A 26,520-nucleotide genomic window follows, 5' to 3' on the forward strand; every position below is an offset into this window, starting at 1 on the left:
ACCATCCAAGAACCCCTCCGAGAGGCCTTCCATGACCACCAGTGCCGACACCGAATACGGACTCGCTCACGAATACGAGCACGAACCTATCCCCACGGAACACCGTCGCTCGCTGCGCTCGGTCTCCGCCGTGTGGTTCGGGTTCCCGATGATCCTGACCAACGCCATCTTCGGCGGAACCATCGTCTACGGCCTCGGATTCTGGAAAGGCCTGGCCGCCATTCTCATCGGCAATCTCGTGCTGCTCACCTACGTCGGCGCGCTGAGCTACATGGCCGGGCGTAGCGGAGAGAACTTCGGGCTCACAGCCGCTCGCACGTTCGGCCGCCGGGGTGCGGCCGTCGCCGCAGGATTCTTGTCGACTGTGGTGATCGGGTGGTTCGCGTTCCAGACCGGTCTCACCGGCGCAACACTGCACACCGCGCTGGGGTGGAACGAAACCCTCACCATCTTCATCGCCGGAATGCTCTACATCGGGGTCACCTTTATCGGTATCCGTGCGCTCACGGTCATCGGCATCATCGCGGCCCCGCTGTTCGTCATCCTCGCCCTGGTAGCTCTGACCTTCGCCGCCCGAGACGGCGGTCTCGGGGGTGTCACTTCCTACGCCGGCGGCGGCGCGGGCGCGGGGGTTCTCAGCGTAGGCGCCGCGGTGACGATTGTCATCGCGGGATTCGCCGACTCCGGCACCATGACGGCGGACTTCACGCGCTGGTCACGCACCGGACGCGAAGCCGTGATCGCCGCGTTCACCGCGTTTCCGATCGCCAACTTCATCTCGCTGCTCGTCGGCGGCATTGTCGTCGCCGCCGGAGCTGCAGTGTCCCCGAACGAAAGTGGCGGGGATTTCCTGCCGATCCTCACCTCGCACGGCGCTCTGCTCACCTCGGTCGCCGTGGTGTTCGTCTTCGTGAACCTCGGCTCGGTGTGCACCCACTGCCTCTACAACGGTGCGGTCGGTTGGAGCCAGATCACGGGTAGCCGGATGCGCGTACTCACGCTCGTCCTCGGCGGGATCGGGCTCGTCGCTGCGTTGGCCGGGGTGTGGAGCCACTTCCCCGTTTGGCTCAACCTGCTGGGCATCTTCGTGCCGCCGATCGGTGCGGTGCTCATAGTCGACCAACTTCGAGTGCGCGTCGCCCGGCCCGTAACGGCTTGGCGCACATCGCCTTTCATTGCCTGGGCTGTGGGTTCGCTCGTCGCCTATGTCGTCCACCTGTGGGCGCCGCAGCTCAGCGAGGCCATCGCCGGGCTGCTCGTCGGTGGGCTGGTCTATCTTGCGCTCGACCGAGCTGGCACCAAGCGCGCAGACTCCGAACCCACCGTCGCGGTGCCCGCATGACCGGGCAGCTAGAGGATCTCACCACGCTTTCAGCCACCGAGCTCGCCCGCCTCGTCAGAGAGCGCACGGTCTCCCCAGTCGAGGTCGTCGATGCCGCGCTCGCCCGTGTGGCGGAGCTCGACGAGACCCTGCATGCGTTCTGCGAGCAGACCGCCGACAGCGCCCGCGCCCAAGCCCAGGAGCAGTCCGACGCGATCGTCCGCGGCGAGAAACTGGGCCCGCTCGCCGGAGTCCCCATCGCCATCAAGGACCTCATCGCGACCGCAGGTGTGCCGACCCGCTGTGGGGCACCCGCATACCGGGATTTCGTGCCCGACGAGGACGACATCGTCGTCGAGCGGGTACGCGGCGCCGGGGCTATCTCGTTGGGCAAGACGACCGTGCCGGAGTTCGGCTACTCCGGAGTGGGGCACAACCCCATCGGCCCCACCGCCCGCAACCCGTGGAACCCCGATCTGACTCCTGGCGGGTCCAGTGCGGGCTCCGGTGTGGCCGTAGCTACCGGGATGACCCCGCTCGCTCTGGGGAGTGACGGCGGTGGGTCCGTCCGGATCCCCGCCGCGCACTGCGGGATCTACGGCTTCAAAGCCTCGATGGGACGCGTGCCCGCCTATCCGGGTTGCCGCGACGAACGGTACCCGGGCATCTCGAGCTGGGAGAGCCTCGAACACATCGGGCCGATGACCCGCACCGTCGACGACGCGGCGCTGCTCATGTCCGTCCTCGCCGGCCCGGACCCCCGCGATCGTCACTCGATCCCCGCAGGAGACGTCGACTGGCTCAACGCAACTCACGGTGGGGTCGACGGGCTACGCGTCGCATTCAGTAGCGATTTCGGATACCTCGCGGTGGACCCCGAAGTCAGGGAGATCGCACAACGAGCCGCAGAAGTGTTCAGCGACCTCGGCGCCGTCGTCGAACACGTCGACGTCGGCTGGGACGATCCGTTCGACGCATTCTGGGGCCTCGTCGTCGGCGACACCGACCTCACCGGAATGCGCGCCATGGTGGCCGAACACGGCGCGGAGATGTCCCCGCACCTCGTCGCCATCCTCGAGCAGCCGTGGACGGCCGAGCAGCTCACCGATGCGAAAATCGCGCGACAGAAACTGACCAACCGGATGTGGAGACTCATGGCCAGTTACGACTTGCTACTCAGCCCGACCCTCACCGTGCCACCTTTCCCCACCGGGATTCAGGGCCCCACAGAGGTCGATGGACACACTGTGCCCGACACTGCGTGGTTGGGATTCACTTCCCCCATCAACATGACGGGTCAACCGGCGGCGAGCCTGCCCGCCGGCTTCACCGCCGCAGGTCTGCCCGTGGGCGTGCAGGTGGTAGGCCGCCATCTCGCGGACGCCACGGTGCTGCGCGCCTCGGCGGCGTTCGAAACTGCTGCTCCCTGGGCGCATGCGTGGCCGTCGAAATCGACGAGCGGGGTAAGAGCATGAGTGGGCTGGGCGGCCTGAACCCGTCGCCCGGCGGACTCGTCCTGGGGCTGGTTCAGTCGCAGGTACCGATCAACACCGAGCCGGGCGACACGCTTCGCAACGCCGAGCGCCTCGCCGAGGTTCTGCGGGGAGCCAAGTCGGGGATGCCGACTCTCGACTTGGTGATGTTTCCCGAATACAGCCTGAACGGACTCGACCCCGCCACCTGGCTGAACAACGAGCTGCTCTGTGATCTAGACGGCCCAGAGATTACTCTGCTGCGCCAGACCTGCGCAGACGCGAATGTGTGGGGCTGTTTTTCACTGATGGAGCGCAACCCTGGCGGCGCGCCCTTCAACAGCGGGATCATCGTCGACGATTCGGGCGACGTGGTCCTCTACTTCCGCAAGCTCCACCCGTGGGTACCTCTAGAGCCGTGGCAACCGGGTGACCTCGGGGTGCCGGTATGCGACGGCCCCAAGGGGTCGCGGCTCTCCCTCATCATCTGTCACGACGGGATGCTGCCGGAAGTGGCTCGGGAGGCCGCATACCGTGGGGCGAACGTCATCTTGCGCACCGCCGGTTACACATATCCGATCCAGCACTCCTGGCGAATTACCAACCAGACGAACGCATTCCACAACCTTGCCTTCACTGCATCGGTATGCCTGGCCGGTGCTGATGCCACCGGGCAGCGCTCCCAGGGTGAGGCCATGGTGTGCGACGTCGACGGCATGGTGATCGTCCAAGGCGACGGCACGCCCGACCGGGTGGTCACCGCAGAAGTGGTGCCGTCCCGTGCGGATGATGCGCGACGCACATGGGGGGTCGAGAACAACATCTATCAGCTGGGCCACCGCGGTTACGTCGCTGTGGAGGGCGGTGCGACCGACTGCCCCTACACGTTCATGCAGGATCTCGTGGCCGGAAAATACCGTGTGCCGTGGGAGGACCGGATCGAGGTCACCGACGGAACTTCGGCCGGGTTCGGTACACCAGACCAAGTTCGCAACCGAGCTTCCGCTCCGAACGACAGTTAGGGCGTGTCTCCTGGACCTGAGTGTGGTTGTGTTCGAAAATATTCGGCGTGTCAAGGATGGTGATGCCGGTGGTAGCAATCGAATATTGTGCTGGTCAGCTACTTTCGCGCTCGCCACTCGGCCAGAACACGCACGCGATGAGCACGACGGCCCATATTCCAATCGGAAGCCCCGGCCAGAACTTGATCGCAGATCCGTCGATCAGGCTTTGCACTCCCCAGATGCCGACCATCAACACCGAACCGCCGAGCCAGTACTGCCACTCCCTGAGCCACTCTCGAAGATCATCTTTCTTACGCTTCTCGGTTGTGGTGGTGGCCGGCAACAAGGGAGGTAAGTCGACCAGCGTGACTGTCACCTGATCGATCGACCGGGCGCTGTTCACTTGTTCGATCCGATCGTTGTACTCCTCGCCGCTCAAGGCTCCCCTGGCCAGAGCGTCCGTCAGGTGGAAAGTTGCATCGAGGCGCTCTGCATCGGTCGCTCGACGAGTTGGCATGTAGTCGGACATGTTTCGTACTCCATTCGATCGAAACTGACAGCGTCCAGCATAGAATACGTTTGTATTCTATGCTGGACGTTGTGCCCCCGACATACGACCCCAGCGAGCGACGGCGACATGTCGGAAACATGCTGCTGGAACTGATCGCCGACGAAGGCCTCGCCGGAACGAACATCAGAGCAGTCGCCGAACGTGCCGGCTGCTCCGTCGGCGCAATCCAGAAGTACTTCCGCACCAAGGACGACATGCTCGAATTCGCGCTGCAACTCGTAGGCGAACGAGTGGAAGAGCGAATCCAAGCAGTCGATCGCACCGGTACCCTGACCGACGTCGTACGGAGTTGGTTGGTCGCCACGCTCCCCCTCGACGCCGAACGAAGAGCGGAAGCCCGAATCTGGGCGGAATTTTCAGTCCGAGCGATCGGACACCGCCCCTACTCCGAAGCCGCCATCGCAGTCGACAACGACATTCGTGCAGCACTCACCGACTATCTCGAACAGGGGCGACGAGAAGGAGCCGTTTCAGCAGACATCGAAACCTCGGCTGTAGCTGATGCATTGATCGCAACCAGTGACGGTCTTGCGCTGACCATGCTGTATGACGAGGGCAGAGCATCGCAGGCTTTGGCCGCATTGGACGTTGTCATCAATCGGCTCCTCCCACTTCCCGGACCCACACTGCACAGCCGCACGACTGGATGACAGCGCGATATCGGTCATAAATGTGTTCCGATTTACTCGTCGATCGAGATTCCAGCCTTGGACATCGAGGCCAGGGCGGAGTGGTGTGCGCCGGCAGTGGTTCCCGCGCATCCTTGTGCCCCCACTGTCACTCGGTAGCCCAGCCGCAGGGCGGTACGGGCAGCGAGATCGACACCGAAGTCGGTGACGAATCCTGTAACGACAATTCCGCTGATTTTCCTCAGCCGCAGTTGAACATCCAGATCGAGATTGCTCCAGATGTCGCGGTCGAACTTGGTTACAACCAGGTCGCCGGCTTGCGGTTCCATCGAGGGGTGAAAACGTGCGCCTTCACCGTCAGGGTCCGATCGCATCGGATCTTCGGCATCGCGGCTCAGATACCGGGTACACACTACAAGCGCACCCTCGCGTCGAAATCTTTCCCGTATTCGTTTTGCCCGAGGGACCGCATCAGAATCATGCCCAAGTTCGATGACCCACGGTTGAAAGTCGATTTCGAGCAACGCTGTCGCATTCACCTGTTCCATGTCAGTAGCGTGGGCCGACAGCAGCAGGCGCACCGTCGAGGACATCGAGATCCTCTGCAGTAAGAATGAGCTGCGCGGCAGAGAGATTGGCGTCGAGGTGATTCGCCTTGGTGGTCCCGGGGATCGGGATTACGTGCTGCCCCTGCGCCAACACCCACGCCAACGCGATGGCTGCAGGCGTCGTGACGTGGCGATCAGCGACTACGGCGAGGGCGTCGACGATCGCTTGATTTTGTTGCGCCGCCGAACCGGTGAACCGGGGCAGGGTCGTTCTGAAGTCACTCGACGGCAGCGCCGCAGTATCGAGGCTCCCGGTCAGGAACCCGCGACCCAGCGGTGAGAAAGCAACGAACACCGCGTCACGCTCACGGGTCCAGTCGACGATGTTCCCGACAGCGGCACCATCAGGAGTATCACCCTGCCCCAATGCGTCTCGGGTCCATACCGATAGTTCGGACTGCACAGCCCCCACCGGGTGAATACTATGCGCTGCCGATGCTTGCTCGACGGTGACTTCACTGAGCCCCAACGCTCGAACCTTGCCTGCAGCAACAAGATCAGACAGCGCTCCCCACGATTCCTCGATCGGAACCTGATCATCGACGCGGTGCAGGTAGTAGAGGTCGATAATGTCGATTCCGAGGCGCCGCAGACTGTCATCGCACGCCTTCCGAAGGTGATCCGGGCGGCCATTGCGTGTCAGTGTCGGTTTCCCGCTGACCATGGAACCGATCAGGCCCGCCTTCGTCGCGATGACGACGTCGGCGTCAGCCACAGCGTCGCCGACAATTTTTTCGTTCTCTCCGGCGGCGTACGCGTCACTGGTATCGAAGAAATCGATTCCCGACGCGAGTGCGTGGGCAAGTATCTCCGAGCCTGCACGAGCCGAGTCCGCGTCGTCGCGCGCATATGCCCAATTGATACCCATGCAGCCGAGGCCGATGGCACTGACGTCACGGTTGAGGGCGGGGATCCTACGAGTTGGAACTGACATGCGTGTACCCACTTACTGGTCGTTGTCTGTTGGATTGGGGACTGCGGCTCCCTCGCAGTCCAACCCCTCCGAGATGAGGAGTTCGTAGTGTGAAATCTTCGACTCCAAAGCGCTGCTGGCATCGGTGAGGTGCCGCTGACGCTCCGCGATACGCGCGCGGTGCGCCGAGAGAATAGCGACCCGCTGACGATGCGTGGCCGGACCGCCGTCGATGAGCTTCACGAAATCGCGCATATCAGCAGTCGGCATACCCGTCGACCGAAGGCGAACAAGCAGATTCAGCAGGGAGACCATCCTTGGCGTGAAAATGCGTCGACCATTTGCCGATCGGGGAATGTCAGGAGTCAACCCCTCTCGCTCGTACCATCGAAGCGTGTCCTGGGTCAGCCCCGAGCATTCCGCCATCTCGGCAATTCCGATGCCCTCTGGTCGGTCGATCGATGTTTGCCGTGCTGATGCACTCATGAATGCGACAGTACGTCTTGGAGTGCACTCCAAGTCAACCTCGATTCCGCGCCCCGCCCACGCTCACGGGGCATTCAGTCATCGATGACGGCCAGCCCCCGCCTCCTGAGATCGTCCAACCGATCACGCATGGTGCGCTGCTGTTCGGGTGAATGTCCGACCCAGTCCGCTATTTCGCCAACGATTCTGACGGGTTCGCGCGTGCGATAGGAACGGGTCGGATTGCCAGGATGCTTCTTGTCCGTCACATTGGGGTCGTCCTCGATTGCACCTTCGGGTTCCACGATGAAAATCCGAGCCGGGCCGTCACCCGTCGCCAACTCGGCCCCCCACGCAGCGGCATCGAGGGTCGATGTCATGTAGATGTGATTCGAAATCCGTCCGGCCTCGAAATTCGACGGACGACCGGGCACCAGCAGATCACCGATCGACACGTCGGCCTTGGTTCCGTGAAGTAGGGCACCCGAGGGATGCACTTCGAAAGGTTTCAGCGGGTTCGTCACGTCGATCTCCGTCTGTTGCAGTACGTGGACTGACGATTGTGCGCCGCTGTGGGGGCCTTGCCACAAGCCCCTCACCCAGCTATAAGTTGAAAGGGGAAGGAACTTGGTCGCCGGTTCTCCGCACTCCCCCGTAGATCCCGTACCGGGTGATGAGCCGCTGCAGTACGACGTCGGAAGCCCAGGCGGACACTCGAACTCCGTGCCCAGTCGGTGCGAACACGACGAGCCCGTCGCGCTGAGGCCCGAGCACCGAACCCCAACGACGTGCCGGTGATCGGTAGTCACGCAGCGAAGCGCCCTGCAGGTGCGCACGAACATTGCGAGCAACAAGTGCGTGGCCGCGGTTGCGGGCGGACGTCCGCAGCGGATCGGTGGCAGCGACATCACCTACCGCGAACACATTCTCGTGCCCGACCACCCGCAACGTCGGCTGCACCGCCACGAAGCCGCGGGCGTCGAGCATCTCCCCCGGCAGCCACGAGGTGTTCGGCTCCACGCGGCCGATCGCCCAGATCACGACGTCGGCGACCACCGGCGGCTGCCCCGTCGACCACGTCACCGGCGCCTCGGTCAATTGTTGGGCATCGTCGCCCGACGGCAATTCCGCGCGGAAACCTGAATGGACGCCGACGCCGAGGCGGGTCAGCCGAGCTTCGACTCGCTGCCAGACGCGTCGATGATGATGCGGCAGTGCGCGCTCGCCGGGGAAGTAGAGGTCCACCTTCTTGGTCGGCCACCGTTCGGCGATCTGCGCAGCGGAACTCGACGCTGCCGCACCACCCCCGACGATCACCACCGAACTCGCCGCAGCGATGCGCTGGTGCGCCGAGTCGATGTCGGCGTCGACACCCGCCGTGTCCTGCACGGTGGGTCGGCGCCAGAAACCGTTGGCCACTCCGGTTGCGATCACCAGGACGTCGTACGGTTCCTCGGCGGCAGAGCCGTCGGCGCGGGTGATGCGGACAGTCCGAGCCTCGGTATCCAGTGCAGAGACACTGCCGTGCACGACGCGCGCATGGTCGAGACCCCGGAATCTGTCGTACCCGATGCGGTAGTCACGTGCCCACGCCTCCGGCCGGGCCAACCTCAGGCCGAGCTCTTGGCCACTGACGAACCCAGGCTTCGCGGTGATGCCCACGACGTCGCCATGCCGTCGAAGCGCAATGGCCGTCAGGACACCGGTGTCGCCGAGCCCGGCGACCACGAGCCGGGGACGGCTCACGCGTGGATCTTCTTGGGCGGACGCGGAACGAAACGAGACACCCGATCCATCACGTCGCGATACTCGGGCCGTCGCTGCAGGCTTCGCTGTTCCATCATCGGAATGCTCGCACCGAGCAGCAACGCCAACATGACGGCGGCACCGGCGAACACCCACCACGCGCCCGGATAGGCAGCAAACCCGAACAGCCCGAACGAGAACCACACTCCGAACTCGCCGAAGTAATTCGGATGCCTCGACCACGACCACAGGCCGGACTCCATGATCTGCCCCGGCGACTTGGTTACGACGAAGCGGTGCATCTGCAGATCGGCGATCGTCTCGATGCTCACCGCACCCACACCCACGACGAACGCGACGACGTCGAGCGGGCCGAACGGCTCCCCGGCCCTCGTCGCGACGACGTAGACCGGAATCAGCCCGGCGAACACCTGCAACGTCGGAAAGACATGAATCGCAAAGAGATCCGCGACGAACCCGAACCGCCCCGCGCGTTCACGCAGCAGCGGATACCGCCAATCCTCGTGATGCAGACCAGGGAAGCTGTAGATCCAATTGACCGTCAGCCGCACCGACCACGCCAGCATCACCGCCATCATCAGCGACCACCGGGCATCGTCGACCCCTGCCCCGGCGTCGACCCACCAGTAGAACGCCAACAGCGGAGGCAGCACTGACCAAAACGCCTCGTAGAAGCTCGAATTGCGGTGAATCCGACTCGCAGCGAAAATCACCAGTGTCGCGATCAGATCGGCAATCAGGCCGTCGAGCCACAAGTGGCCGGTATCCGGACCCCACACCAGCCACACCAATCCGGCGGCAATGGCAACGACATAGGCAACCGCGACTCGTCCGAGCGACGCACCTCGACTCATGGGTGGATGCTAGTTCCAAGCCGGGTGGAACAATCGAAAATTATCGATATCTTGTGCTGGTCAGCTACTTTCGCGCTCGTCACGCGGCCAGAATACGCACGCGATGAGCACGACGGCCCATATTCCAATCGGAAGCCCCGGCCAGAACTTGATCGCAGATCCGTCGATCAGGCTTTGCACTCCCCAGATGCCGACCATCAACACCGAACCGCCGAGCCAGTACTGCCACTCCCTGAGCCACTCTCGAAGATCATCTTTCTTACGCTTCTCGGTTGTGGTGGTGGCCGGCAACAAGGGAGGTAAGTCGACCAGCGTGACTGTCACCTGATCGATCGACCGGGCGCTGTTCACTTGTTCGATCCGATCGTTGTACTCCTCGCCGCTCAAGGCTCCCCTGGCCAGAGCGTCCGTCAGGTGGAAAGTTGCATCGAGGCGCTCTGCGTCGGTTGCTCGACGAGTTGGCATGTTATCGGACATGTTTCGTACTCCATTCGATCGAAACTGACAGCGTCCAGCATAGAATACGTTTGTATTCTATGCTGGATTCTGTGCCCCCGACATACGACCCCAGCGAGCGACGGCGACATGTCGGAAACATGCTGCTGGAACTGATCGCCGACGAAGGCCTCGCCGGAACGAACATCAGAGCAGTCGCCGAACGTGCCGGCTGCTCCGTCGGCGCAATCCAGAAGTACTTCCGCACCAAGGACGACATGCTCGAATTCGCGCTGCAACTCGTAGGCGAACGAGTGGAAGAGCGAATCCAAGCAGTCGATCGCACCGGCGCCCTGACCGACGTCGTACGGAGTTGGTTGGTCGCCACGCTCCCCCTCGACGCCGAACGAAGAGCGGAAGCCCGAATCTGGGCGGAATTTTCAGTCCGAGCGATCGGACACCGCCCCTACTCCGAAGCCGCCATCGCAGTCGACAACGACATTCGCGCAGCACTCACCGACTATCTCGAACAGGGGCGACGAGAAGGAGCCGTTTCAGCAGACATCGAAACCTCGGCTGTAGCTGATGCATTGATCGCAACCAGTGACGGTCTTGCGCTGACCATGCTGTACGACGACGGCAGAGCATCGCAGGCTTTGGCCGCATTGGACGTTGTCATCAATCGGCTCCTCCCACTCCCGGCAGCAACACGAGAGGCAAGGGGCTAAGGGGTTCGAGTCCCCTCACCCTTTCAGGTTCGTGGGACTGTTCCCAGACCGTCTCTGCAGAATCACGAAAGCCGCGCCCGCCGCCAGGACCGAAACGACGGACACTGCGGTCGACGTCCACGTCCAGGCGGTCGGGGAGAACTCCGGCTCGATCGTGGTGAGCGGGGTGTAGGCCGTCCACCCGAACTCGGCGACGATCGGGATCGACACCACGATCGGCGTCGTCACCGACATCGTTGCAACGGGAGCAGCCGTCGGTAGCAGCGATGCGTAGAGCAGGCCGACAGCGAAGGGAAGCACGAAAACGGTGGCGCCCATATTGATCCAGTCGAGCGGCGGATCGGTGAACAATCCGGTAGTAGCTACCACCGCCAGGAGCGCGAACCCGATCATCGGTGAACGCCATCGCCACCCGACCACGGTGCCCGCCAACAACAGTGCCACGAATACGAGCGCCGTCGACATCTCGAAAGAACCGGTGGAGCCTGCAGCCAGATACGCCAAGGCAGCGAGTACGACGGCTCCCGTCGCAGCAGGAAGAGCGAACGCCGCGCCGACCAGTAGCGGGATCACCGCAAGCCCGAACAACCATCGATTCTGCATGGCGTCACCGGTCCCGAGGGTCCACACCGACCGCTGGAACAGCCAGTACAGCACCAAACCCGCAGCAGGAATAGCGATCCCTACCAACAGTATTCGGCCCTTGTTGTCCACGGTTGCGGGTTGGCCGTCGAAGGCTCGCGCCCACGCCGACACCGCCAACAGGACAGCAAACACACCCAGCGCGACCAATAGATACGCCTGCGGTGCATCAGGTTCGAAGTAATCGGCGTATCGGCGCGACATGCCTTCGCTTTCCAGCGGGCCCGCCATGGCCGTCGCGGACACCACGCCCACTACCAGAGCGCACTGCAATGTACGACGCTCTCGCATGCCGGTCAGTGCCACGACGCCGCCGAGAATGAGCCCCGCCGCAAGTGCCCGCAGTTGCAGCACCCCGGCCGGCTCCACCAGCGAAACGATTGCAAGCAGTACAACACCGAATCCCGCTGCCGCACCGGCAATCCGGGTGCGTGAGACTACCGTTGCGATCACCACGGCAACAATCGCACCGAGCGTGGCCGCAGATGCCGCACTGTCGACGAAGACATCGAGGCGGTCACCGCCGGAAACGAACGCGAAGTTATGCGAGACCGTCGTCGTCAGCGTCAACGCTGCCACGAACGCCCCCGCCAACAGCGTCACGTGCGAGAGTGCGAGTTTCGTGTTCATCAGTTGACGTTCTGTAGGAAGACCACGAAAGTGAGTATGCCAACAAGCAAGACCGCGTTGGCCTTCCAATAGCGCTGCAGCACAGCCGCAAATTCGCGTAGGAAAGCTTTTTGTAAGTAGGGACGGGCAGTTCTGGCCCCCGTCACATGAGCGTTGATAGCCAGATCGCGGGTGAGCCCAGCCGTCCGCAACACATGAAAGTCGCTGGTGACGACGATCATCGGCTCGGACGTCAAACCCGCCGAGTCGAGTAGTTCCTTGCTGAACACGAGATTCTCGCGAGTATTCCGCGACTCCGTCTCCGCAAAGACCTTCGCCTCCGCGACACCGCGCGCTGCGAGGTACTGCTTCATCGCAGTGGCCTCGGGCACCGACTCGTCGGTCCCCTGCCCACCCGACATGATCAGGGCGGGCCAGGATCCGGCGTCGAGCTGAGCTTTGTACACCTCGAGCGCGCGATCCAACCGGCTCGCCAACAGCGGAGTGACGCTGCCGCCCGGACCCACCTCACAGCCCAACGCGACGACGGACGCACTCCCCTCCGGTGGCTCCGTGCGTCCGTAGATCAAGGCGTACACGGCAAAGGTTGCGAGCTGCACAGCCAACAACACCGCCGCCCACAGCACGAAAAACCACAACTCGAGAACGACCACCGCGATCAGAAGTACAAGCCCGAGCACCGCGACGAGGCCGAGCGCAACCGCACGTGCGTCAAAGGACATTCGTCGAACCTATCCGACAGCTATGCCCCACCGCAGGTCTCGGTGATCAAAGGTTCGATCGGATCAGCCGTCAGAGCAATCACTCCCGCGAGCCGCGCCTGCATACACAGTCCGCCCGACATCCATTCCTCCCAATCGATCTCATCTTCCTCATCCAAATAGCCTTCGGGAACCGAACGATCCGACGGGTCCGCCACCCGCCCCAACTCGAAATGCCGCTCGATGGCGCCATCGACGGCGTACACGAACGTCGACAGCAAATTCACATCCCACTGCACAGTGATGCTGGTACCGAACGCATCCGACAACCGCTCCGGCAGCGGTGGCAACACCGCATTGATCGCGAACTCCTCGAGCACCCACACCCAGCCACCGGCAACACCCGCAAACCTCTGCGCCAGATCATCGTCGCCGAACGAGTCCATCCACTCGTCATCACTCATCCCCGCCGCCCGACGCACCTTCCTCGGGTTCACGGAATCGAACACCTCGAGCACAGCCTCCGGGTCAGCGGAATGCACCAGCGTGAAACACAAACCCATATCGAAGCGGTCGTCCTCCTCGACCCACGCAAAATCGTCCTGGGAAATTTCTGTCGACGTCATCAGCCCAGCTTTCCACTCGAAGAGGCACCAGCCCAACACGCAGCAGGCTCCGACAAATTTGTCGCAATACAGGACCTACAGTCGGCTCCATGTCCGACACCGCGAACTACGACATGTACACCCTGGAGCTAGGCCCGGTCGACACCCTCGGTGAATTGCATGAGCTCGAAGGTCTACTGCTGATCAGGTGAACTGACAAATACGGTACTGCGACTGACTCAGCAACGAATGAGTCAGCCGTACAACGGTTATCGCCTCGGCCAGCGCGAACGCTGCCTGGTGATAGGTGACGATCTCCGGCAGCATCTCATCAGGTTCTCGACCGAGGTGAAAGCCACCGATCCGTTCCATGAGCGGAAGAAGTGCATCAGGGTCCTCGCCGCTACGTGAGTCTGCGAACATCTTCTCGAACGTTGTGACCGTCGACCCGTCTCGGAAGAACTTGAAGTAGCTGACAGCAGGGTTTGCATCGATGCTGACCGCCGTCCGACCAACCGATAGTGACTGCTTGGCATCATCACCAAGGTAGCCGTGGGGCTCGTAGAAAACGACGGCATCATCGACTTGAAGGAGACCACCGATCAGATCGAACCCGTGGTCATACGCGAATTCGGTGAGGGCTTCGTAATCGCCGCTGCTCGATGCGGTCACCGCCGGTAGCACTGCCGCTACGTCGTCGATGGTCGCTGAAGTGCAGATCGTCAAACAGAATCCCTCGTCGAACAGAAATGGATCATCTCGGATCCATGCGTAATCGGTGTAACGCACGTCGGTCATCGTCCTAATCTACGTCGATTGCCCTGATGAACCTGTTCGCATCGCGTGTAATCAGAAGGCTTCACAGACGTGTGACCGCTTCCGTGTGACCGCTTCTTGAATGAGCTCCTATGCTGCGCTCATCTGTCCATGCGACGACGTTCGAACAGATTTCCGCGACGACGACCCGGCTGACTGCTCACTGACCCGATCTACGCATTCGCTTCAGCGGCAACTTGCTGTCAGGCAGTTGACTCCGAACAAGGCCTCAAACTCTCCGAATAGGCTGGACTCTTGTGGACCCGCGGGTCTATTGCCCACATTGCCGTCGTACTGCCGACCGGACCGATGTGCACATCGGTCTCCGGGAGTGTCAGGTTAACGGTGGATCCGACCTGGGCGGCTCGGTACCGTTCACACGCTCGCCGAGCATGGTGTGGACTAATCGGTGGTGTTTCGTTTCTGACTTCGACTAGCTTGTGTGCAATGGCCATTCGATTCCACGTCACATCCGTGCTGAACCGTGCGTCTATTCGTGAGCACGGCCTCGACTACCGAAAGATGGGCGCCGCCCACGGTATAGCCGGTAGTTACGAGGCCGAGCAGGAGGGTTGCTTTCTGGCCTGCAGCCCCGAGGAGCGAGACTGGTTTGTTCGGATGAACAACACTGGTGGCCCTGTCGATGTGTGGGAGGTCAACGGTGTGGAGGACGACGAGCTGACCATCTCGCCGGAGGGCCATCGCTATCGCGCAGGAATCATTCCACCGGATCGAATTCGTCTAGCGCAGAGCGACATAGCGTAAAACGAGATCGAGTGGCGGTGTACACAACCCGCGGAGCCAGCATTCAGCGTTTGGGTACCGAACCCCCGAACGACGTCCACTACCGTCGCCGGCCGCGAATGCGTCCTGAAAATGGCATCTCGAACGTCCGAAATCTTCGCGGCAGATCAGTTCGACGGCCGCCGTCCACGCGATTGCTACCTCCGTTGACGCGCCACACGCACTGCGACAGCCAAGATTGTCACTATTGCTGCTGCGGTGAACGCGGGCCGGAACCCGGCGGTTGTGATTACGGCACCGAGGACTGCTGCGCCGATAGCCTGCCCGAACACCAAGGCCACAAACAGCATTGCAGTACCTGCAGCTGAGTTGGCCGGGTCGATGTCGGTAGTCCACGCAATGAGCGCTGAGGTTGCTGCGGTGAACCCCCACCCGAAAACCACGCACGCCACCAGCGCGATCGATAGGTGTTGTGGTTGCAGCACCAAGGCCGCGATCGCCACTGCCATCACCGTGCAACTGAGAGCCCACGCATCAACAGCCGCGAGCGTCGAGACAGTTCGGGCGGTGGCGATTACCGCAGTCGCACCCAATCCGAGTGCAATCCAAGCAGCGATGGTGTCGTGTTCGGATCCGATACCTGTCTCGACGAGAAAGCTTCGGCCGTACGTCCAGACTGCGCTGGATCCTGCGCCCATCAGAGTTGCCGCGACAAGTATCTCGAGGTGCGCCCCAAGCCAAGACTTCGACAGGCCGCCCGCCCCTGCGGCCGCTCGGCTCGAGGCCCGCTTTCGATCCGTCATCAGCACTGCCGCCGCGAACGCTGCCGCGAGTCCGCCGATCGTCATCCAGGCCAGACGCCACTCGGGCAGGAGCGCCAGAGCTAGGACCCCCGCACCGACGAGCCCCGGACCTGTCCCTGCGTTGACCGTGGATTGGGCACGACCGACGGTTTCAGAACCTACATTGCGGCTCACGATGGTCACAAGCGCAGGGGAGGCGAATCCCGCACCGGCAGAGCTGATCACAGCGAAAACCGAGAATGCCGAAGCGTCATCGGCACCAGCCATCCCCCACACCCCAGCACATGCCGTGCACGTCGCGAATAGTACGAGCAGTCGAGGCCGGGTGGCAGCGCAGGCGAACCCGATTGCTGCGGCCCCGCAGTAGACCAACGACGAACCAGCCGAAATGTACCCCGCCTGTTCGGCCCCGACACCGAGATCGGTCTGCATATCCGGGAGGAACAGTCCGTATGCCAACCGCACCAGTCCGTACGTGGCCGCGATGAAGCAGGTCCCGAACGCGACCGTCAGGACACCACGTTCGTCTACAAACGAAAACGATCGTTTCATATTGGGCAGTCTAAGGTAGAGACCATGCCGGTGCGCAAGAGCTCCGAGACCAAACTTCTCGACGCAGTGGACGAATTGATGTTCACCCGGGGCATCGAGGCCACACCCGTCGATACCGTCCTGGCTCGAGCTGGAGTCTCGGCTGCGACCATGTATCGCGGCTTCCGCAGCAAAGAGGCCCTGGTCGCCGCGGCGCTGGAACGTCGCCAGCAACGCTGGCAGGACACCTGGCGCCTCGCCATCGAGACCGCAGACAATGATGAGCAGCGTCTTCTCTCAGTGTTCGATGCGATCGACGACTTCGCTGATCGACCGGACGGTGCGCGGTGGTGCGCCTTCCTGGGAACCGCAGCCGAATACGCTGACCCACCTGCCGAAATCGCGGCTGCGGTCGAGACGGACACCACTCACCTACGTCGCACCCTACGATCGCTGGCGTCGAATCTGCCGTGCACCGATCCCGACGGACTCGCCGAATCCATTCTGATGGTCCTGACCGGAGACCTCGCCATGCGCCTCCGTGACCATCGCCACCGGACTTCGGCCAAGGCAAGAGGAATAGCAGCAACGCTCATCACAGCTGCTACGAGCACTGGAACGTCGAAGAAATAGTTACCGGACCTTCGAGATGGGGTTGCGGCCGTGCGGTTTACAGCGCTCAAGCACAGTGCGTTTCATGCTGCGGAGGCGGCAGTCCTTAGTGCACAGGTAGTGCGGGTTGGTGAGAGGAATTGCTAAGTAGCCGAATTGCGAGACCAGCGACCAGACCGAGGCGACCGCGGGGCTCATTCAGAGGGCTGGGCCTGACCGCACGGTTCGCTCGGACGCCGCCGATGGCCTGACACGGGTCGGCCGCGAACGTCGATCGTCTTCAACTGCCGTGCGCTTCGTGTGCCGATGGAAGTCGTCGTCTTCGCAATCGCCAGGCGACTTGGATCAGGGCCCTTCTGCGGTCCTGACGGTACCGATGCGCCACGCGTGTCCAGACTTCTTCCTTCGGCTGAGGTTCGTTGCCCCTGCTAATGTCTCGCCAGGACGCCGACAGGGAACATGCGTCCGGACCTCACCTCATGTTTCGCGATCGTCGGCAGTGCGGGCACAATCACTTGCCTCCAAAGGCGTTCGCGCTCTTCGCCGGCCGTGATCCTTGCTGATACTTCACACTCGTGATCGCTGACCCGAATTTGGGCAAGCTCGGCGACTGCGAGGTTCCGCATCCAATCAGGATCGGACTTCGCTCCGAATGCCGACCCCACCACAACATACGAATCGCCGTGCTCGAGATAGATGACAGGTGTTGTTCGTGGAATACCAGTCTTACGCCCAGGCACCGTCAACAGAAGAACGGGCAGTCCAACGGATCTCCCACCGAGGCGACCGTCTGATATCCGGTACAAGACTACGGCCGCTTGGTTGCGGATCATCAAGGCGGTCTTCAACATTGGATGCATTTGCGGTCAGAAGAGCGCGGGTCCACCCCCGCACCCTCCCCCAGCCTCCCTTCGTATGTAGCGGTCTCGGCCGTCATGCGTTCGGCCCAGGCTGAAAGTCGAGCTGCTGGCGAACCGAGTTTTGTACCGATTGCCGATCGCCGTCAGTCGGTCGAGGTGCCGTCCGGCATCGTTGCCTCAGTTAGATCTGCACCGGTCAGGACGGCAGTGCCGATTTTCGCGCCGGTCAGGTTGGCCTTGCCTAGATAGGTACCAATCAGGATGGCGCCGGTCAGGTCAGCGTCAGCGAGGTATGCGCCGGTCATGTACGCGCAAGAGAGATCCGCTCCGGCGAGATCCGCGTGCCCGAGGAAGGTTGACGTCAGATATGCCAACGTCAGGTCTGCATCCCTCAAACAAGCCCGCGTGAGGTAAGCGCCGGTGAAGTTGGCGTCGTGAGCGGTCACTCCAGTGAGATCGGCCCTCGCCAGATCAGTGCCGACGAATTCGGCGGACGTCAGATCGGCGCCGGCGAGGGTGGCGTCGGTGAGATCGGCTCCAGACAGGTCGGCACCTGTGAGGTCCACGCCCGACAAGTTTGCACCAGCCAGGTTCACCCCTGTCAGATCGGCGTCGACGAGACTGACGCTCTCCAGGTCAAGGACTCGGAGGGAATTCCAGGCCGGGAGATCCGTGCGGAGTAGTTCGAGGAGATGCGTCTGCGCTGTCGATGTCATTGAACCCCCGTAGGACAAGCAATGTGACTGGCCACCACCTGACCAGGGCAACCGACGCCACCGAGCACCAAGTTGACAGCGTCAACCTAGCAGCGAATCGTTGACAGCGTCAACAACCTCATATCCTGAGGAGGTGCAAGAACAGACCCGAGACACGCGCGGCACCCTGATAGCCGCGGCCAGCGACCTCTTGGCACGGGGCGGGCCCGCTCACGTCACACTGCGAGCAGTCGGCGCGGCCGCCGATGTGTCGCGGACCGCGCCGTACCGCCACTTCCAAGACAAGGACGATCTGCTCAGTACGGTGGCCGCCGAGAACCTGGCGTTCTTGAAAGCGGAGATGCAGCGCGCAGCAGCGGAACCCGCGACAGCTTCTACCTCGCTGTTCCGCGCCTGCCTTGCCTACGTCCGTGTCGCCTGGGAACATCCGAACCATTACCGGCTCGAGTTCGGAGGCGACTACACGTTCAAGCCGAGCCGGGTGCTGAAAGAGGCCGCTACCGACTTCACCAGCTATTTCCATGAACTCGTCGTCGAGGCGCAGCGGAGCAACATTCTCATCACCGGCGACGCCCGGGACGTCGGCCCACTGCTCTGGGTCCTGTTGCACGGGCTGGCCATGTCCAACCACCTGATTGCCGATCGGACGGGCAAATCCGGGACAGGCTACGGAGTCGACGACCTGCCGCGCATTCTCGGTCTGGCCTTGCGAAACCTCACCCCACACTGAGCGGGAATTGGATCGACTCCGGGGAGTTCATGTCCCCGTTGCCGGAAACTGAGAACTGCTCCTGTCCAGATGGTTTCGATACCTGACTGTCGCATCGGTTAGAAGTACCTCGAGCAGTTCGGTCAGTGCCGGCAGTGCGGTCGTCGCTCCCCTCGTGGAGTCGATGGTCCGCTTCTTTGACCAAACAGGCCCCATGAGATCAAGCATTGGCTAGGTTCTCGACATGCAGAGGAAACTGATTGCGGCGCTCGGCTCGGTAGTTGCGTTGCTGTTCGCCGGAACCGGCCAGGCCTCGGCGTCGGAACTCCCGGTGTCGTACGACTTCTTCGGCGGCATCGTGCCGGAGCTGACCAATCCCGGTGGCTCACTACCCGGTTCCAACGACTACGGGTGCGTGCCGTCCGAAGAACATCCCGACCCAGTGGTGCTCGTGCACGGAACCGGCGGCTCGCAACAGACCAACTGGGGGACATATGTTCCTCTACTGAAGAACGAAGGATACTGCATTTTTGCGCTCACCTACGGTGCACCGGACGGATTACCCTGGCCTGCAACGGCAATCGGGGGCATGGGAAACATGGAGGACAGCGCGAGCGAGTTCGCCACCTTCGTCGACGGAGTTCTCACCGCTACCGGCGCCTCCAAGGTGGATGTCGTCGGCCACTCACAGGGCACGATCCTGCCTGCCTACTACGCGAAGCATCTGGGCGGCCGCGACAAGATCGACAAGTACGTCTCGATCGCACCCGCATGGAACGGCACCACTGTGGCAGGAATGGACCTCATATTCGAACAGGCCCGGCGACTCGGAATGAAAACCGAGGACCTACCGATCTGCCATGCGTGTGGGCAGCTCGATCCCGACTCGTCGTTCATGCATGCGATCCGGGAGGGTGGCTACTACTACCCCGAGATCGAGTACACCAACATCGCGACGAAATACGACGAGCTGGTAGTCCCGTACACGTCGGCATTGCAGCCCGGTGGCGACAACGTTCACAACATCCTCGTCCAGGACGGATGCGACGTCGACTTCACCGAGCACGCCGGCATCGCCGGATCCCGGCGAGCGGCCCACTTCGTGCTCAACGCCCTCGATCCAGAGAATCCGCGGCCGGTCCCCTGCGATCGAGCGGCACCTTTGTCCGGCTCGGCCTTCTGAGCGCACAAAGCAATCGAGTAAGTGCGTCCCGGCGGCGGTCAATCGAACCGAGCCAGGCCACCGCGGATGTAGGGCGCAATGCGAATACGAGGTCGGGCGGGCCCCGGACATACTCGCCGAAGGGCGGCGTCGATACGCATCGGGATACCGAACCGCCCATCCCCCGAGGGGGCAGTTTCAACCCGTACATACTAGTTGTTACATTCCCTGCATGACTTCTCGAGACCGACTGACGGATGCGATGGCGGATCTGCTGTGGGACCGCGGTTATGCGGCAACCAGTCCACGTGACGTGATGGCTCGTGCCGGTGTCGGCCAGGGCAGCATGTATCACCACTTCAGCGGAAAGCACCAACTCGCCGTCGAGGCACTATCCACCATTGCCGGTGATCTGACGGCCGCATCCGCCGCTCTCGAAGAAGGGGGCTCTCCGCTGAAACGGATGAAGCAATATCTCTCTTTGCCGCGCCCAGGAACGTTGGGCTGCCGGGTGGGACGAATGACCCAGGACCCGCAAGTCGTCGCTGACGAAGAACTCATCGCTATCGTCGCTGATGCTTTCGACACGATGCTCGATCGGTGGGAACAGACGATCGCCGCCGCGATCGCCGCAGGCGAGCTACCGACAAGCATCGACCCAAGCGACCTTGCCCGAACGCTGTCCGCCGTGATCCAGGGCGGCTATGTGCTTGCTCGCGCCAAGGGCGAGCAAGGCCCTATGGACGCAGCAATCAGGGGCGCACTTTCGCTGCTCGACGCCGCCCAACTGGCAATCATCACCGAGTCATGATCAACAAGGGGACACGAATGACAGCTCGCATCGGGATCAACGGTTTTGGCCGAATTGGCCGCAGCTACCTCCGCGCCGCACTACTCAGCAACGCCGACATCGAGGTTGTCGCAATCAACGACATCGCCGATGCGGCAACCCTCGCCTCGCTCCTCGAATGGGATTCGTTTTCTGGGCACTTGGCCGGTGTGCATGTCGACGGAAATACGATCGTCGTCAATGGCGCTCGGATCCGCGTCACCTCCGAACGCGAGCCGGCCCGTATCCCCTGGGGTGATGACAACGTGGACGTCGTCATCGAATCCACTGGCCGATTCACGGGCACCGCGAGTGCTCGGCAACACCTGGCCGCAGGGGCGCAGAAGGTTATCATCTCGGCACCCGCCGACAGCGACGTTCCCGCAATCGTCCTCGGAGTAAACGACGACGCTGTCGACCTGGCGGGAAATATCTTCTCGAATGGCTCCTGCACGACAAACTGCCTCGCGCCTATGGCGAAGGTGCTACACGAAGCATTCGGCATCGAATCCGGTTTGATGACAACGATTCACGCTTACACCAGCGACCAACGCCTCCAAGACGCTCCGCACACGGACCTGCGTCGGACGCGCGCTGCCGCATTGTCCACGATCCCGACCTCCTCCGGTGCTGCCAGTACCATCGGGCGGATCATCCCCGAGCTGGATGGAAAGCTCACCGGCCTTTCGCTGCGTGTTCCTGTGCCTATCGGATCAATCACTGACCTGACCGCCAAACTCAGCCGACCAGTGACCGCTGAGGAAGTGAACACGGCCTTCCGCAGTGCTGCCGCCGCCCCGGAAATGTCGACATATCTGGCCTACTCCGAAGCACCGCTGGTGTCGGCCGATATTGTCGGCAACCCTCACTCCGCAATCTTTGACGCCCCGCTCACTCAAGTCATAGGGGATCAGGTCAAGGTCTTCGCCTGGTACGACAACGAATGGGGATTCTCCAACCGCCTAGTCGAACTCTCCCAGCACATCGCCGAGAGCGCTCAACCGTAAACGACCGTGGTCTCGACAGGTCAACACATCCCCGACAACAAAGTGGGTCAGCCCTAGAAGATCGGGTCACCACGCGCTTCGCGGATGACGGCCGGCCTCGAACGAATCGAGACCGGATCTGCACCGCGTACGTGCCCGGATTCTGGGGCGAGTAATCATCGACTGATCCATTTGCTTCATCGATGTGTATACGGGATCAATCTCGCCGCCAAGAGGATTCGTTGGATCTGCAAGTTCTCGGTGGAAACAGCGAATCGATTTCCAGCACGGAGTTAAAGATCCGTCTCTGACGTGGCGCTTCACAGAACTACTCGGGTTCGGATGGCGTACCGGTCTGCTTCGGGAATGCACAGTTCGGCGAGTACGAGTCAAGGGGCGCAATCAGGATGCACCGGGCATCGTCGACTATCGGGCGGTCTACGCTTTCACCGCAGGGGGTTGAGTGGGGTCCCACACGCCGTCAGTGGTCCCGTCCTGAACATGACGCTCGTACGCGATCACCTTTTCATGGATGACCTGGAGGTCGGCGTTCAACGAGGCAATCCGATCCCGCGTATGTTGCTCATGGTTTCGAAGCACCGCGAGACGCTCGGCTTCATTGCCGGGCCCGGCCCGGACAAGATCTGCAAACGTCCGGATGGTCGCCAGCGGCATCCCCGAAGCACGAAAACGGTTGCACAACTTCAACCACTCCACATCCGCCGGCGCATATACCCGATGACAGCTCCCGCTCCTAGGGACATCACGAAGCAGCAGTCCCTCACGCTCGAAGAATCGAAGCGCGTGCACGCTCAAGCCCGTCACGTTGGCAACCTCGCCGATTGACATTTCCTCGGTGATGGACTCCACCGCGCGAGTCTACGGCTTGACCTAGAGCCTGCTCTAGGTCATAGCGTCAGCGGGCATGACACCTCCCGTACAACAGCACCCCATCGGTTCTCAATTCGATTCCCGTAGTACCGCGGCGGATGTTCTTGGCGGTGTCGATCTTTCCGGGCTGGTCGCGCTGGTCACTGGCGGTGCATCCGGGCTCGGCCTCGAGACGACCCGCGCGCTCGCTAACGCGGGGGCAACAGTGGTGGTCGCGGCGCGCCGCGTCGACACTGCCACCAAGGCCGTCGCTGGGATCCCCTCGGTTGAGGTCCACGAACTCGACCTCGCGGACCTCGCGAGCGTAGAGCGGTTCGCGGATCGCTATCTGGAATCGGGGCGTCGCCTCGATCTCGCGTTCGGTGCCGCCGGCATCATGGCCTGCCCGGAAACGCACGTCGGGGAAGGCTGGGAGGCCCACTTCGCAACGAACCACCTCGGGCACTATGCCCTGATCAACCGGCTTGTGCCTGCTCTCACTCCCGGTCGAGCCCGCATCGTGTTGTTTTCCTCCTCCGGGCACTTTCTCTCCGGCATCCGGTGGGAAGACATGCACTTCAGTGGTGGCTATGACCGTTGGGCGGCGTACGCGCAGTCCAAGACTGCCAACGCGCTGATGGCCGTGCACCTCGCCGCAGTCGCTGGCCCGCGGGGAATCAGCGCGTTCTCGATTCATCCCGGCAGCATCCTGACCCCCCTACAACGCCACATCCCTGAAGAGGAACAAATCGAGCTCGGCTGGATCGATCCGAATGGGCGTCAGGTCGACGGGTTCAAGACTCCAGAGCAGGGTGCAGCAACCGCTGTCTGGGCGGCGACCGCTCCAGGCCTGGATGCGTTTTCCGGGGCGTACTGCCAAGACTGCGACATCGCCTCTATGGCCATCGACAACGACATGCTCCTTGGAGGCGTCAAGCCGTGGGCGATCGACCCCGTCGATGCCGCCCGACTGTGGACCCTCTCCGCATCCCTTACCGACGTCAACGCCTTCACCTAACCCCAGTGGATCCGACTTGCTCTACATCGGTTGCTGACCGGCAAGTCGTGACGGTCTTGTCCGGGGTATTTCGACCGCTGGCCCGCCTAACGTTTCAATGGTTATCGGCATTCAAGCGATGTCACGGATCGATAGGATGCGTCATCCCGCGACCTTTCGCGTACAAACAGCCTGTGACGGTTCCAGCAGCAGCATGGAGTTCGCGGCTGACGTGACGGTCGTCGCCGGAAACGTTTCTGTTGGTGAAGATCGGGTGATAGGGCCACACTGCAGTCAATTCGTCGGTAGCGGGCGTCCTCTACCCTCCGGAGGATAACCTGCGCGGCGACCGGTCTAGCAGGAAATAGGCAGCGATGAAGGCATTTTCGGCGACTTTGGCGTTTAGTCTAATTCGATTTTCGGGTGAGACCTCGAGCCATTCCAGCCCAATGACACTTCTTTCAGTTTGATGCCCTCTACCTTCAAGTTTCGTCGGGATCGAGATTTACGGAGCTGCCCCCAGTGGGCCGACTACCGCGCAGAACTTATCGAGAAATCTGTGCAGATGTAGATCGTGACCGCCTAGTGCAGCTGAATTGACTGAGCAATCAGTCTGCGTTGGCGGAAGGCTTTGCTCGATGGCCGAGAACGACCTGCAACAAGTGAACTAACTTCGCTCGCTCTTGAGGGGTGAGGTCTTTGAGCAGCTCATCCTGCGCGATGGACAAGCGGTCATGTATTTCGATCATTCGCCGTCGCCCTGCATCGGTGATGCGGACTAGATTACGGCGAGGATCCTCGGGATCGGCTTTACGGGTGACACTTTGAGAATCCTCCAACTCAGCGATTCTGTCTGCTACGTCTTTGCGATCCATGCGCAAGTGCTTGCCGACATCAGCTTGGCTGCATGGCCCGAATTCGTCGAGTGCGCACAGAATTGCGTAATGGTAGCGGCCCGCACCCACCGCATCGAACACCTCTCGTGAGGCTCGAGCAGCGGTGACCGCTGTCTGTGTCATCAGCCAACTGGGAGTCTGCAGCAGTCGGCGCGGTGGTTGATAGGCCATTGAATACCCCTTGCGTTGGTGTCACCAACAGCCTACCGTTCGTTGGTGACACCAACATAAGGAGCCTCGATGACCGAAGGACCAAGACCCTGGCAGGTGCTTGCATGCGTTGCCACGGCTCAATTGATGGTTGCGGTCGATGCCACCATCCTCGCGCTCGCACTCCCGAGCGCGATTCCCGACCTCGAGCTTTCGAGTGCCGGAGCCACTTGGGTAATGGCGGGGTATGTACTCACTGCGGGATCGCTGATGATCACCGGAGGTCGCATTGCCCAAGCCTTGGGTTACACACGAATGATGACGTGCGGACTGGTCATTTTCGCGGTTGCCTCAGCGGTGGGGGGAAGCGCGGACAATGCGGGAGTTCTCATTGCCGCCCGGGTAGTTCAGGGTGTCGGTGCCGCTGTGCTGACCCCGGCAGCGATGGCACGATTGTCAGCTGCCTTCCCCGGCGCTGATCGCCACCGGGCCTACGGCATCTTCGGAATGATCATGGGTAGTGGAACCGCTGTCGGTGTCCTGCTCGGCGGGATCCTGACCGAGTCCGCCGGTTGGCGATGGTGCATGTACGTCAACGTGTTGTTCGTTGTTGTAGCACTGATCTTTTCGGTCTATGCGAGGGACTCTCCCGAAAGGTCCCCGGGCCATCTGAGAGGAGCATGGCGGGGGTTGATTCTTGCCGCCGGTGCAGGCGCCCTGCTGCAAGCGTTGACTGTGACCGACAACCCGACCGAGGCCCTTGTGTTCGCACTTGCAGGGCTGATCGTGATCGTCGTGTTTTCGGTCCTGGATCGGGCTTCCAGCACTCCATTGATTCCAGTCGTGCTGTTCACCGATAGCGCCAGGGCGAGCGCCTACCTTGCGCTTTTCCTCTGGGGAGTGGCTACTATCACGACCTTCGTTTGGGTCAGCGGAACGCTCCAGCGAGATCTCGGTTTCTCACCCCTCGCAGCAGGCGCGTTCTTCCTTGTCTACCCAGCGACTATTCAAATTGGATTGTTCGTAGGACGCCGCGGACTGCTCGGCTCATCTGCGAACGCAATCAGTATCGGCTTAAGTTTGATCGGCTTCGGGCAGGCAGTCTTGGCATTGGTCCCGATGAGCCTGTTCAGCATGCTACTTGCCCTCGGCGTCATGGGGTTTGGCACCTCGCGTGTGATGCCGACTGCAAACAGTTCCATGAACCAGAACGCAGGTCTTCATGCTGGCGTCGCTGGAGCTATAGGGAGCACCCTGCAACAACTCGGTGCCAGTGTCGGCCTCGCCATCCCGGTGGCGCTGGTGCCCGTCACCGACCACGCCGCATCGGTGGCCGCAGGGGTCGCCGCAATCTCACTCACCCTTGGTGCAATATATGTTTCTGTCACCCAGAAAGCGGCCGAATCGAAGGCAACCATCGGACCACGGCCATGAAATTAGTGTTTCGGATTTGCATACCGGCGAGTATTGCGTTGCGCACCGACACCGCACGCG

General features: G+C 61.9%; 30 protein-coding genes. 13 read left to right on the forward strand and 17 right to left on the reverse strand.

All coding sequences use genetic code 11. The annotated features are described in order from the left end of the window. Positions 1-31 precede the first annotated feature (31 nt). Genes ABIB36_RS03060 through ABIB36_RS03070 form a run of 3 tightly spaced genes read left to right on the forward strand, consistent with a single transcriptional unit; the run spans position 32 to position 3,815 of the window. Positions 32-1,342, forward strand: coding sequence for a cytosine permease (locus ABIB36_RS03060; protein ID WP_354559101.1), 1,311 nt, complete (start codon positions 32-34; stop codon positions 1,340-1,342). After that, positions 1,339-2,796 carry an amidase gene (locus tag ABIB36_RS03065; RefSeq protein ID WP_354559102.1) on the forward strand — a complete coding sequence of 486 codons (1,458 nt, stop codon included), beginning with the start codon at positions 1,339-1,341 and terminating at the stop codon, positions 2,794-2,796. The genes ABIB36_RS03060 and ABIB36_RS03065 overlap by 4 nt, the downstream gene beginning before the upstream one ends. Further along, positions 2,793-3,815, forward strand: coding sequence for a formamidase (locus ABIB36_RS03070; protein ID WP_354559299.1), 1,023 nt, complete (start codon positions 2,793-2,795; stop codon positions 3,813-3,815). The genes ABIB36_RS03065 and ABIB36_RS03070 overlap by 4 nt, the downstream gene beginning before the upstream one ends. Positions 3,816-3,909: 94 nt before the next feature. On the opposite strand, the gene ABIB36_RS03075 is transcribed toward ABIB36_RS03070, so the two are convergent. Further along, positions 3,910-4,326: a DUF1707 SHOCT-like domain-containing protein gene (locus ABIB36_RS03075; RefSeq protein WP_354559103.1), complete on the reverse strand. Its 417-nt coding sequence runs from the start codon at positions 4,324-4,326 to the stop codon at positions 3,910-3,912. A 71-nt stretch (positions 4,327-4,397) separates the two neighbouring features. Here ABIB36_RS03075 and ABIB36_RS03080 point away from each other — a divergent pair, with 71 nt between their 5' ends. Next, positions 4,398-5,018: a TetR/AcrR family transcriptional regulator gene (locus ABIB36_RS03080; protein WP_354559104.1), complete on the forward strand. Its 621-nt coding sequence runs from the start codon at positions 4,398-4,400 to the stop codon at positions 5,016-5,018. A 32-nt stretch (positions 5,019-5,050) separates the two neighbouring features. On the opposite strand, the gene ABIB36_RS03085 is transcribed toward ABIB36_RS03080, so the two are convergent. The 7 genes from ABIB36_RS03085 to ABIB36_RS03115 all read right to left on the reverse strand — a co-directional run bounded on the left by ABIB36_RS03085 (position 5,051) and on the right by ABIB36_RS03115 (position 10,081). Beyond that, positions 5,051-5,545, reverse strand: a complete 495-nt coding sequence (locus ABIB36_RS03085) for a cysteine hydrolase family protein (protein WP_354559105.1) — start codon at positions 5,543-5,545, stop codon at positions 5,051-5,053. Position 5,546: 1 nt separating this feature from the next. Continuing rightward, the gene (locus tag ABIB36_RS03090) at positions 5,547-6,539 is read right to left on the reverse strand and encodes an aldo/keto reductase (protein WP_354559106.1); all 993 of its coding nucleotides are present in this window, start codon (positions 6,537-6,539) and stop codon (positions 5,547-5,549) included. Between the two features lie 12 nt (positions 6,540-6,551). Continuing rightward, positions 6,552-7,004: a MerR family transcriptional regulator gene (locus ABIB36_RS03095; RefSeq protein WP_354559107.1), complete on the reverse strand. Its 453-nt coding sequence runs from the start codon at positions 7,002-7,004 to the stop codon at positions 6,552-6,554. A gap of 74 nt (positions 7,005-7,078) precedes the next feature. Beyond that, complete coding sequence (arr, locus tag ABIB36_RS03100) at positions 7,079-7,507, reverse strand: NAD(+)--rifampin ADP-ribosyltransferase (RefSeq protein ID WP_354559108.1); 429 nt, start codon at positions 7,505-7,507, stop codon at positions 7,079-7,081. Positions 7,508-7,586: 79 nt separating this feature from the next. Continuing rightward, positions 7,587-8,729: an FAD-dependent oxidoreductase gene (locus ABIB36_RS03105; protein WP_354559109.1), complete on the reverse strand. Its 1,143-nt coding sequence runs from the start codon at positions 8,727-8,729 to the stop codon at positions 7,587-7,589. Beyond that, positions 8,726-9,604 (reverse strand): DUF1295 domain-containing protein, encoded by an 879-nt coding sequence (locus ABIB36_RS03110; RefSeq protein WP_354559110.1) that lies wholly within the window; start codon positions 9,602-9,604, stop codon positions 8,726-8,728. The genes ABIB36_RS03105 and ABIB36_RS03110 overlap by 4 nt, the downstream gene beginning before the upstream one ends. A gap of 60 nt (positions 9,605-9,664) precedes the next feature. Beyond that, entirely contained in the window at positions 9,665-10,081 is a 417-nt protein-coding gene (locus ABIB36_RS03115) for a DUF1707 SHOCT-like domain-containing protein (protein WP_354559111.1), read from the reverse strand. Positions 10,082-10,152: 71 nt separating this feature from the next. On the opposite strand from ABIB36_RS03115, the gene ABIB36_RS03120 reads away from it, so the two are divergent. Beyond that, positions 10,153-10,767 (forward strand): TetR/AcrR family transcriptional regulator, encoded by a 615-nt coding sequence (locus tag ABIB36_RS03120; RefSeq protein WP_354559112.1) that lies wholly within the window; start codon positions 10,153-10,155, stop codon positions 10,765-10,767. A 15-nt stretch (positions 10,768-10,782) separates the two neighbouring features. Here the strand turns inward: ABIB36_RS03120 and ABIB36_RS03125 are convergent, their stop codons facing one another. The 4 genes from ABIB36_RS03125 to ABIB36_RS03140 all read right to left on the reverse strand — a co-directional run bounded on the left by ABIB36_RS03125 (position 10,783) and on the right by ABIB36_RS03140 (position 14,143). Next, complete coding sequence (locus ABIB36_RS03125; RefSeq protein WP_354559113.1) at positions 10,783-12,039, reverse strand: hypothetical protein; 1,257 nt, start codon at positions 12,037-12,039, stop codon at positions 10,783-10,785. Next, positions 12,039-12,761: a YdcF family protein gene (locus ABIB36_RS03130; protein ID WP_354559114.1), complete on the reverse strand. Its 723-nt coding sequence runs from the start codon at positions 12,759-12,761 to the stop codon at positions 12,039-12,041. Before ABIB36_RS03130 ends, ABIB36_RS03125 begins: the two co-directional genes overlap by 1 nt. 20 nt (positions 12,762-12,781) lie before the next feature. Continuing rightward, on the reverse strand, positions 12,782-13,366 hold the full coding sequence (locus ABIB36_RS03135) for a DUF6461 domain-containing protein (protein ID WP_354559115.1): 585 nt from the start codon (positions 13,364-13,366) through the stop codon (positions 12,782-12,784). A gap of 183 nt (positions 13,367-13,549) precedes the next feature. Next, positions 13,550-14,143 (reverse strand): DUF6461 domain-containing protein, encoded by a 594-nt coding sequence (locus ABIB36_RS03140; RefSeq protein WP_354559116.1) that lies wholly within the window; start codon positions 14,141-14,143, stop codon positions 13,550-13,552. 465 nt (positions 14,144-14,608) lie between these two features. Between ABIB36_RS03140 and ABIB36_RS03145 the strand changes: the two genes are divergently transcribed. Further along, on the forward strand, positions 14,609-14,926 hold the full coding sequence (locus ABIB36_RS03145) for a hypothetical protein (protein WP_354559117.1): 318 nt from the start codon (positions 14,609-14,611) through the stop codon (positions 14,924-14,926). A gap of 176 nt (positions 14,927-15,102) precedes the next feature. Here ABIB36_RS03145 and ABIB36_RS03150 read toward each other — a convergent pair whose 3' ends face one another. Continuing rightward, the gene (locus tag ABIB36_RS03150) at positions 15,103-16,260 is read right to left on the reverse strand and encodes an MFS transporter (RefSeq protein ID WP_354559118.1); all 1,158 of its coding nucleotides are present in this window, start codon (positions 16,258-16,260) and stop codon (positions 15,103-15,105) included. Positions 16,261-16,284: 24 nt separating this feature from the next. On the opposite strand from ABIB36_RS03150, the gene ABIB36_RS03155 reads away from it, so the two are divergent. Beyond that, positions 16,285-16,872, forward strand: coding sequence for a TetR/AcrR family transcriptional regulator (locus ABIB36_RS03155; RefSeq protein WP_354559119.1), 588 nt, complete (start codon positions 16,285-16,287; stop codon positions 16,870-16,872). A 407-nt stretch (positions 16,873-17,279) separates the two neighbouring features. Here the strand turns inward: ABIB36_RS03155 and ABIB36_RS03160 are convergent, their stop codons facing one another. Next, on the reverse strand, positions 17,280-17,711 hold the full coding sequence (locus ABIB36_RS03160) for a nitroreductase/quinone reductase family protein (RefSeq protein WP_354559120.1): 432 nt from the start codon (positions 17,709-17,711) through the stop codon (positions 17,280-17,282). Between the two features lie 143 nt (positions 17,712-17,854). After that, positions 17,855-18,427: a pentapeptide repeat-containing protein gene (locus tag ABIB36_RS03165; RefSeq protein ID WP_354559121.1), complete on the reverse strand. Its 573-nt coding sequence runs from the start codon at positions 18,425-18,427 to the stop codon at positions 17,855-17,857. Between the two features lie 133 nt (positions 18,428-18,560). On the opposite strand from ABIB36_RS03165, the gene ABIB36_RS03170 reads away from it, so the two are divergent. The 4 genes from ABIB36_RS03170 (at position 18,561) to gap (ending at position 22,134) form a co-directional block, all read left to right on the forward strand. Then, positions 18,561-19,157, forward strand: coding sequence for a TetR/AcrR family transcriptional regulator (locus tag ABIB36_RS03170; RefSeq protein WP_354559122.1), 597 nt, complete (start codon positions 18,561-18,563; stop codon positions 19,155-19,157). Between the two features lie 223 nt (positions 19,158-19,380). Then, entirely contained in the window at positions 19,381-20,319 is a 939-nt protein-coding gene (locus ABIB36_RS03175; RefSeq protein ID WP_354559123.1) for an esterase/lipase family protein, read from the forward strand. Between the two features lie 211 nt (positions 20,320-20,530). Beyond that, the gene (locus ABIB36_RS03180) at positions 20,531-21,109 is read left to right on the forward strand and encodes a TetR/AcrR family transcriptional regulator (RefSeq protein ID WP_084347403.1); all 579 of its coding nucleotides are present in this window, start codon (positions 20,531-20,533) and stop codon (positions 21,107-21,109) included. 17 nt (positions 21,110-21,126) lie between these two features. Further along, positions 21,127-22,134: a type I glyceraldehyde-3-phosphate dehydrogenase gene (gene gap / locus ABIB36_RS03185; RefSeq protein ID WP_354559124.1), complete on the forward strand. Its 1,008-nt coding sequence runs from the start codon at positions 21,127-21,129 to the stop codon at positions 22,132-22,134. A 417-nt stretch (positions 22,135-22,551) separates the two neighbouring features. Here the strand turns inward: gap and ABIB36_RS03190 are convergent, their stop codons facing one another. After that, positions 22,552-22,983 carry a MerR family transcriptional regulator gene (locus tag ABIB36_RS03190; protein ID WP_256895681.1) on the reverse strand — a complete coding sequence of 144 codons (432 nt, stop codon included), beginning with the start codon at positions 22,981-22,983 and terminating at the stop codon, positions 22,552-22,554. Positions 22,984-23,038: 55 nt separating this feature from the next. On the opposite strand from ABIB36_RS03190, the gene ABIB36_RS03195 reads away from it, so the two are divergent. Beyond that, positions 23,039-24,001 (forward strand): oxidoreductase, encoded by a 963-nt coding sequence (locus tag ABIB36_RS03195; protein WP_084347401.1) that lies wholly within the window; start codon positions 23,039-23,041, stop codon positions 23,999-24,001. A gap of 587 nt (positions 24,002-24,588) precedes the next feature. Here the strand turns inward: ABIB36_RS03195 and ABIB36_RS03200 are convergent. Next, positions 24,589-24,999: a MarR family winged helix-turn-helix transcriptional regulator gene (locus ABIB36_RS03200; RefSeq protein ID WP_354559125.1), complete on the reverse strand. Its 411-nt coding sequence runs from the start codon at positions 24,997-24,999 to the stop codon at positions 24,589-24,591. Positions 25,000-25,116: 117 nt separating this feature from the next. Here ABIB36_RS03200 and ABIB36_RS03205 point away from each other — a divergent pair, with 117 nt between their 5' ends. Further along, positions 25,117-26,460 carry an MFS transporter gene (locus tag ABIB36_RS03205; protein WP_354559126.1) on the forward strand — a complete coding sequence of 448 codons (1,344 nt, stop codon included), beginning with the start codon at positions 25,117-25,119 and terminating at the stop codon, positions 26,458-26,460. Positions 26,461-26,520: the final 60 nt, after the last annotated feature.

This window comes from Rhodococcus sp. UYP9 (genome assembly GCF_040547235.1).
In the GTDB taxonomy this organism is placed as follows: Bacteria; Actinomycetota; Actinomycetes; order Mycobacteriales; family Mycobacteriaceae; genus Rhodococcoides.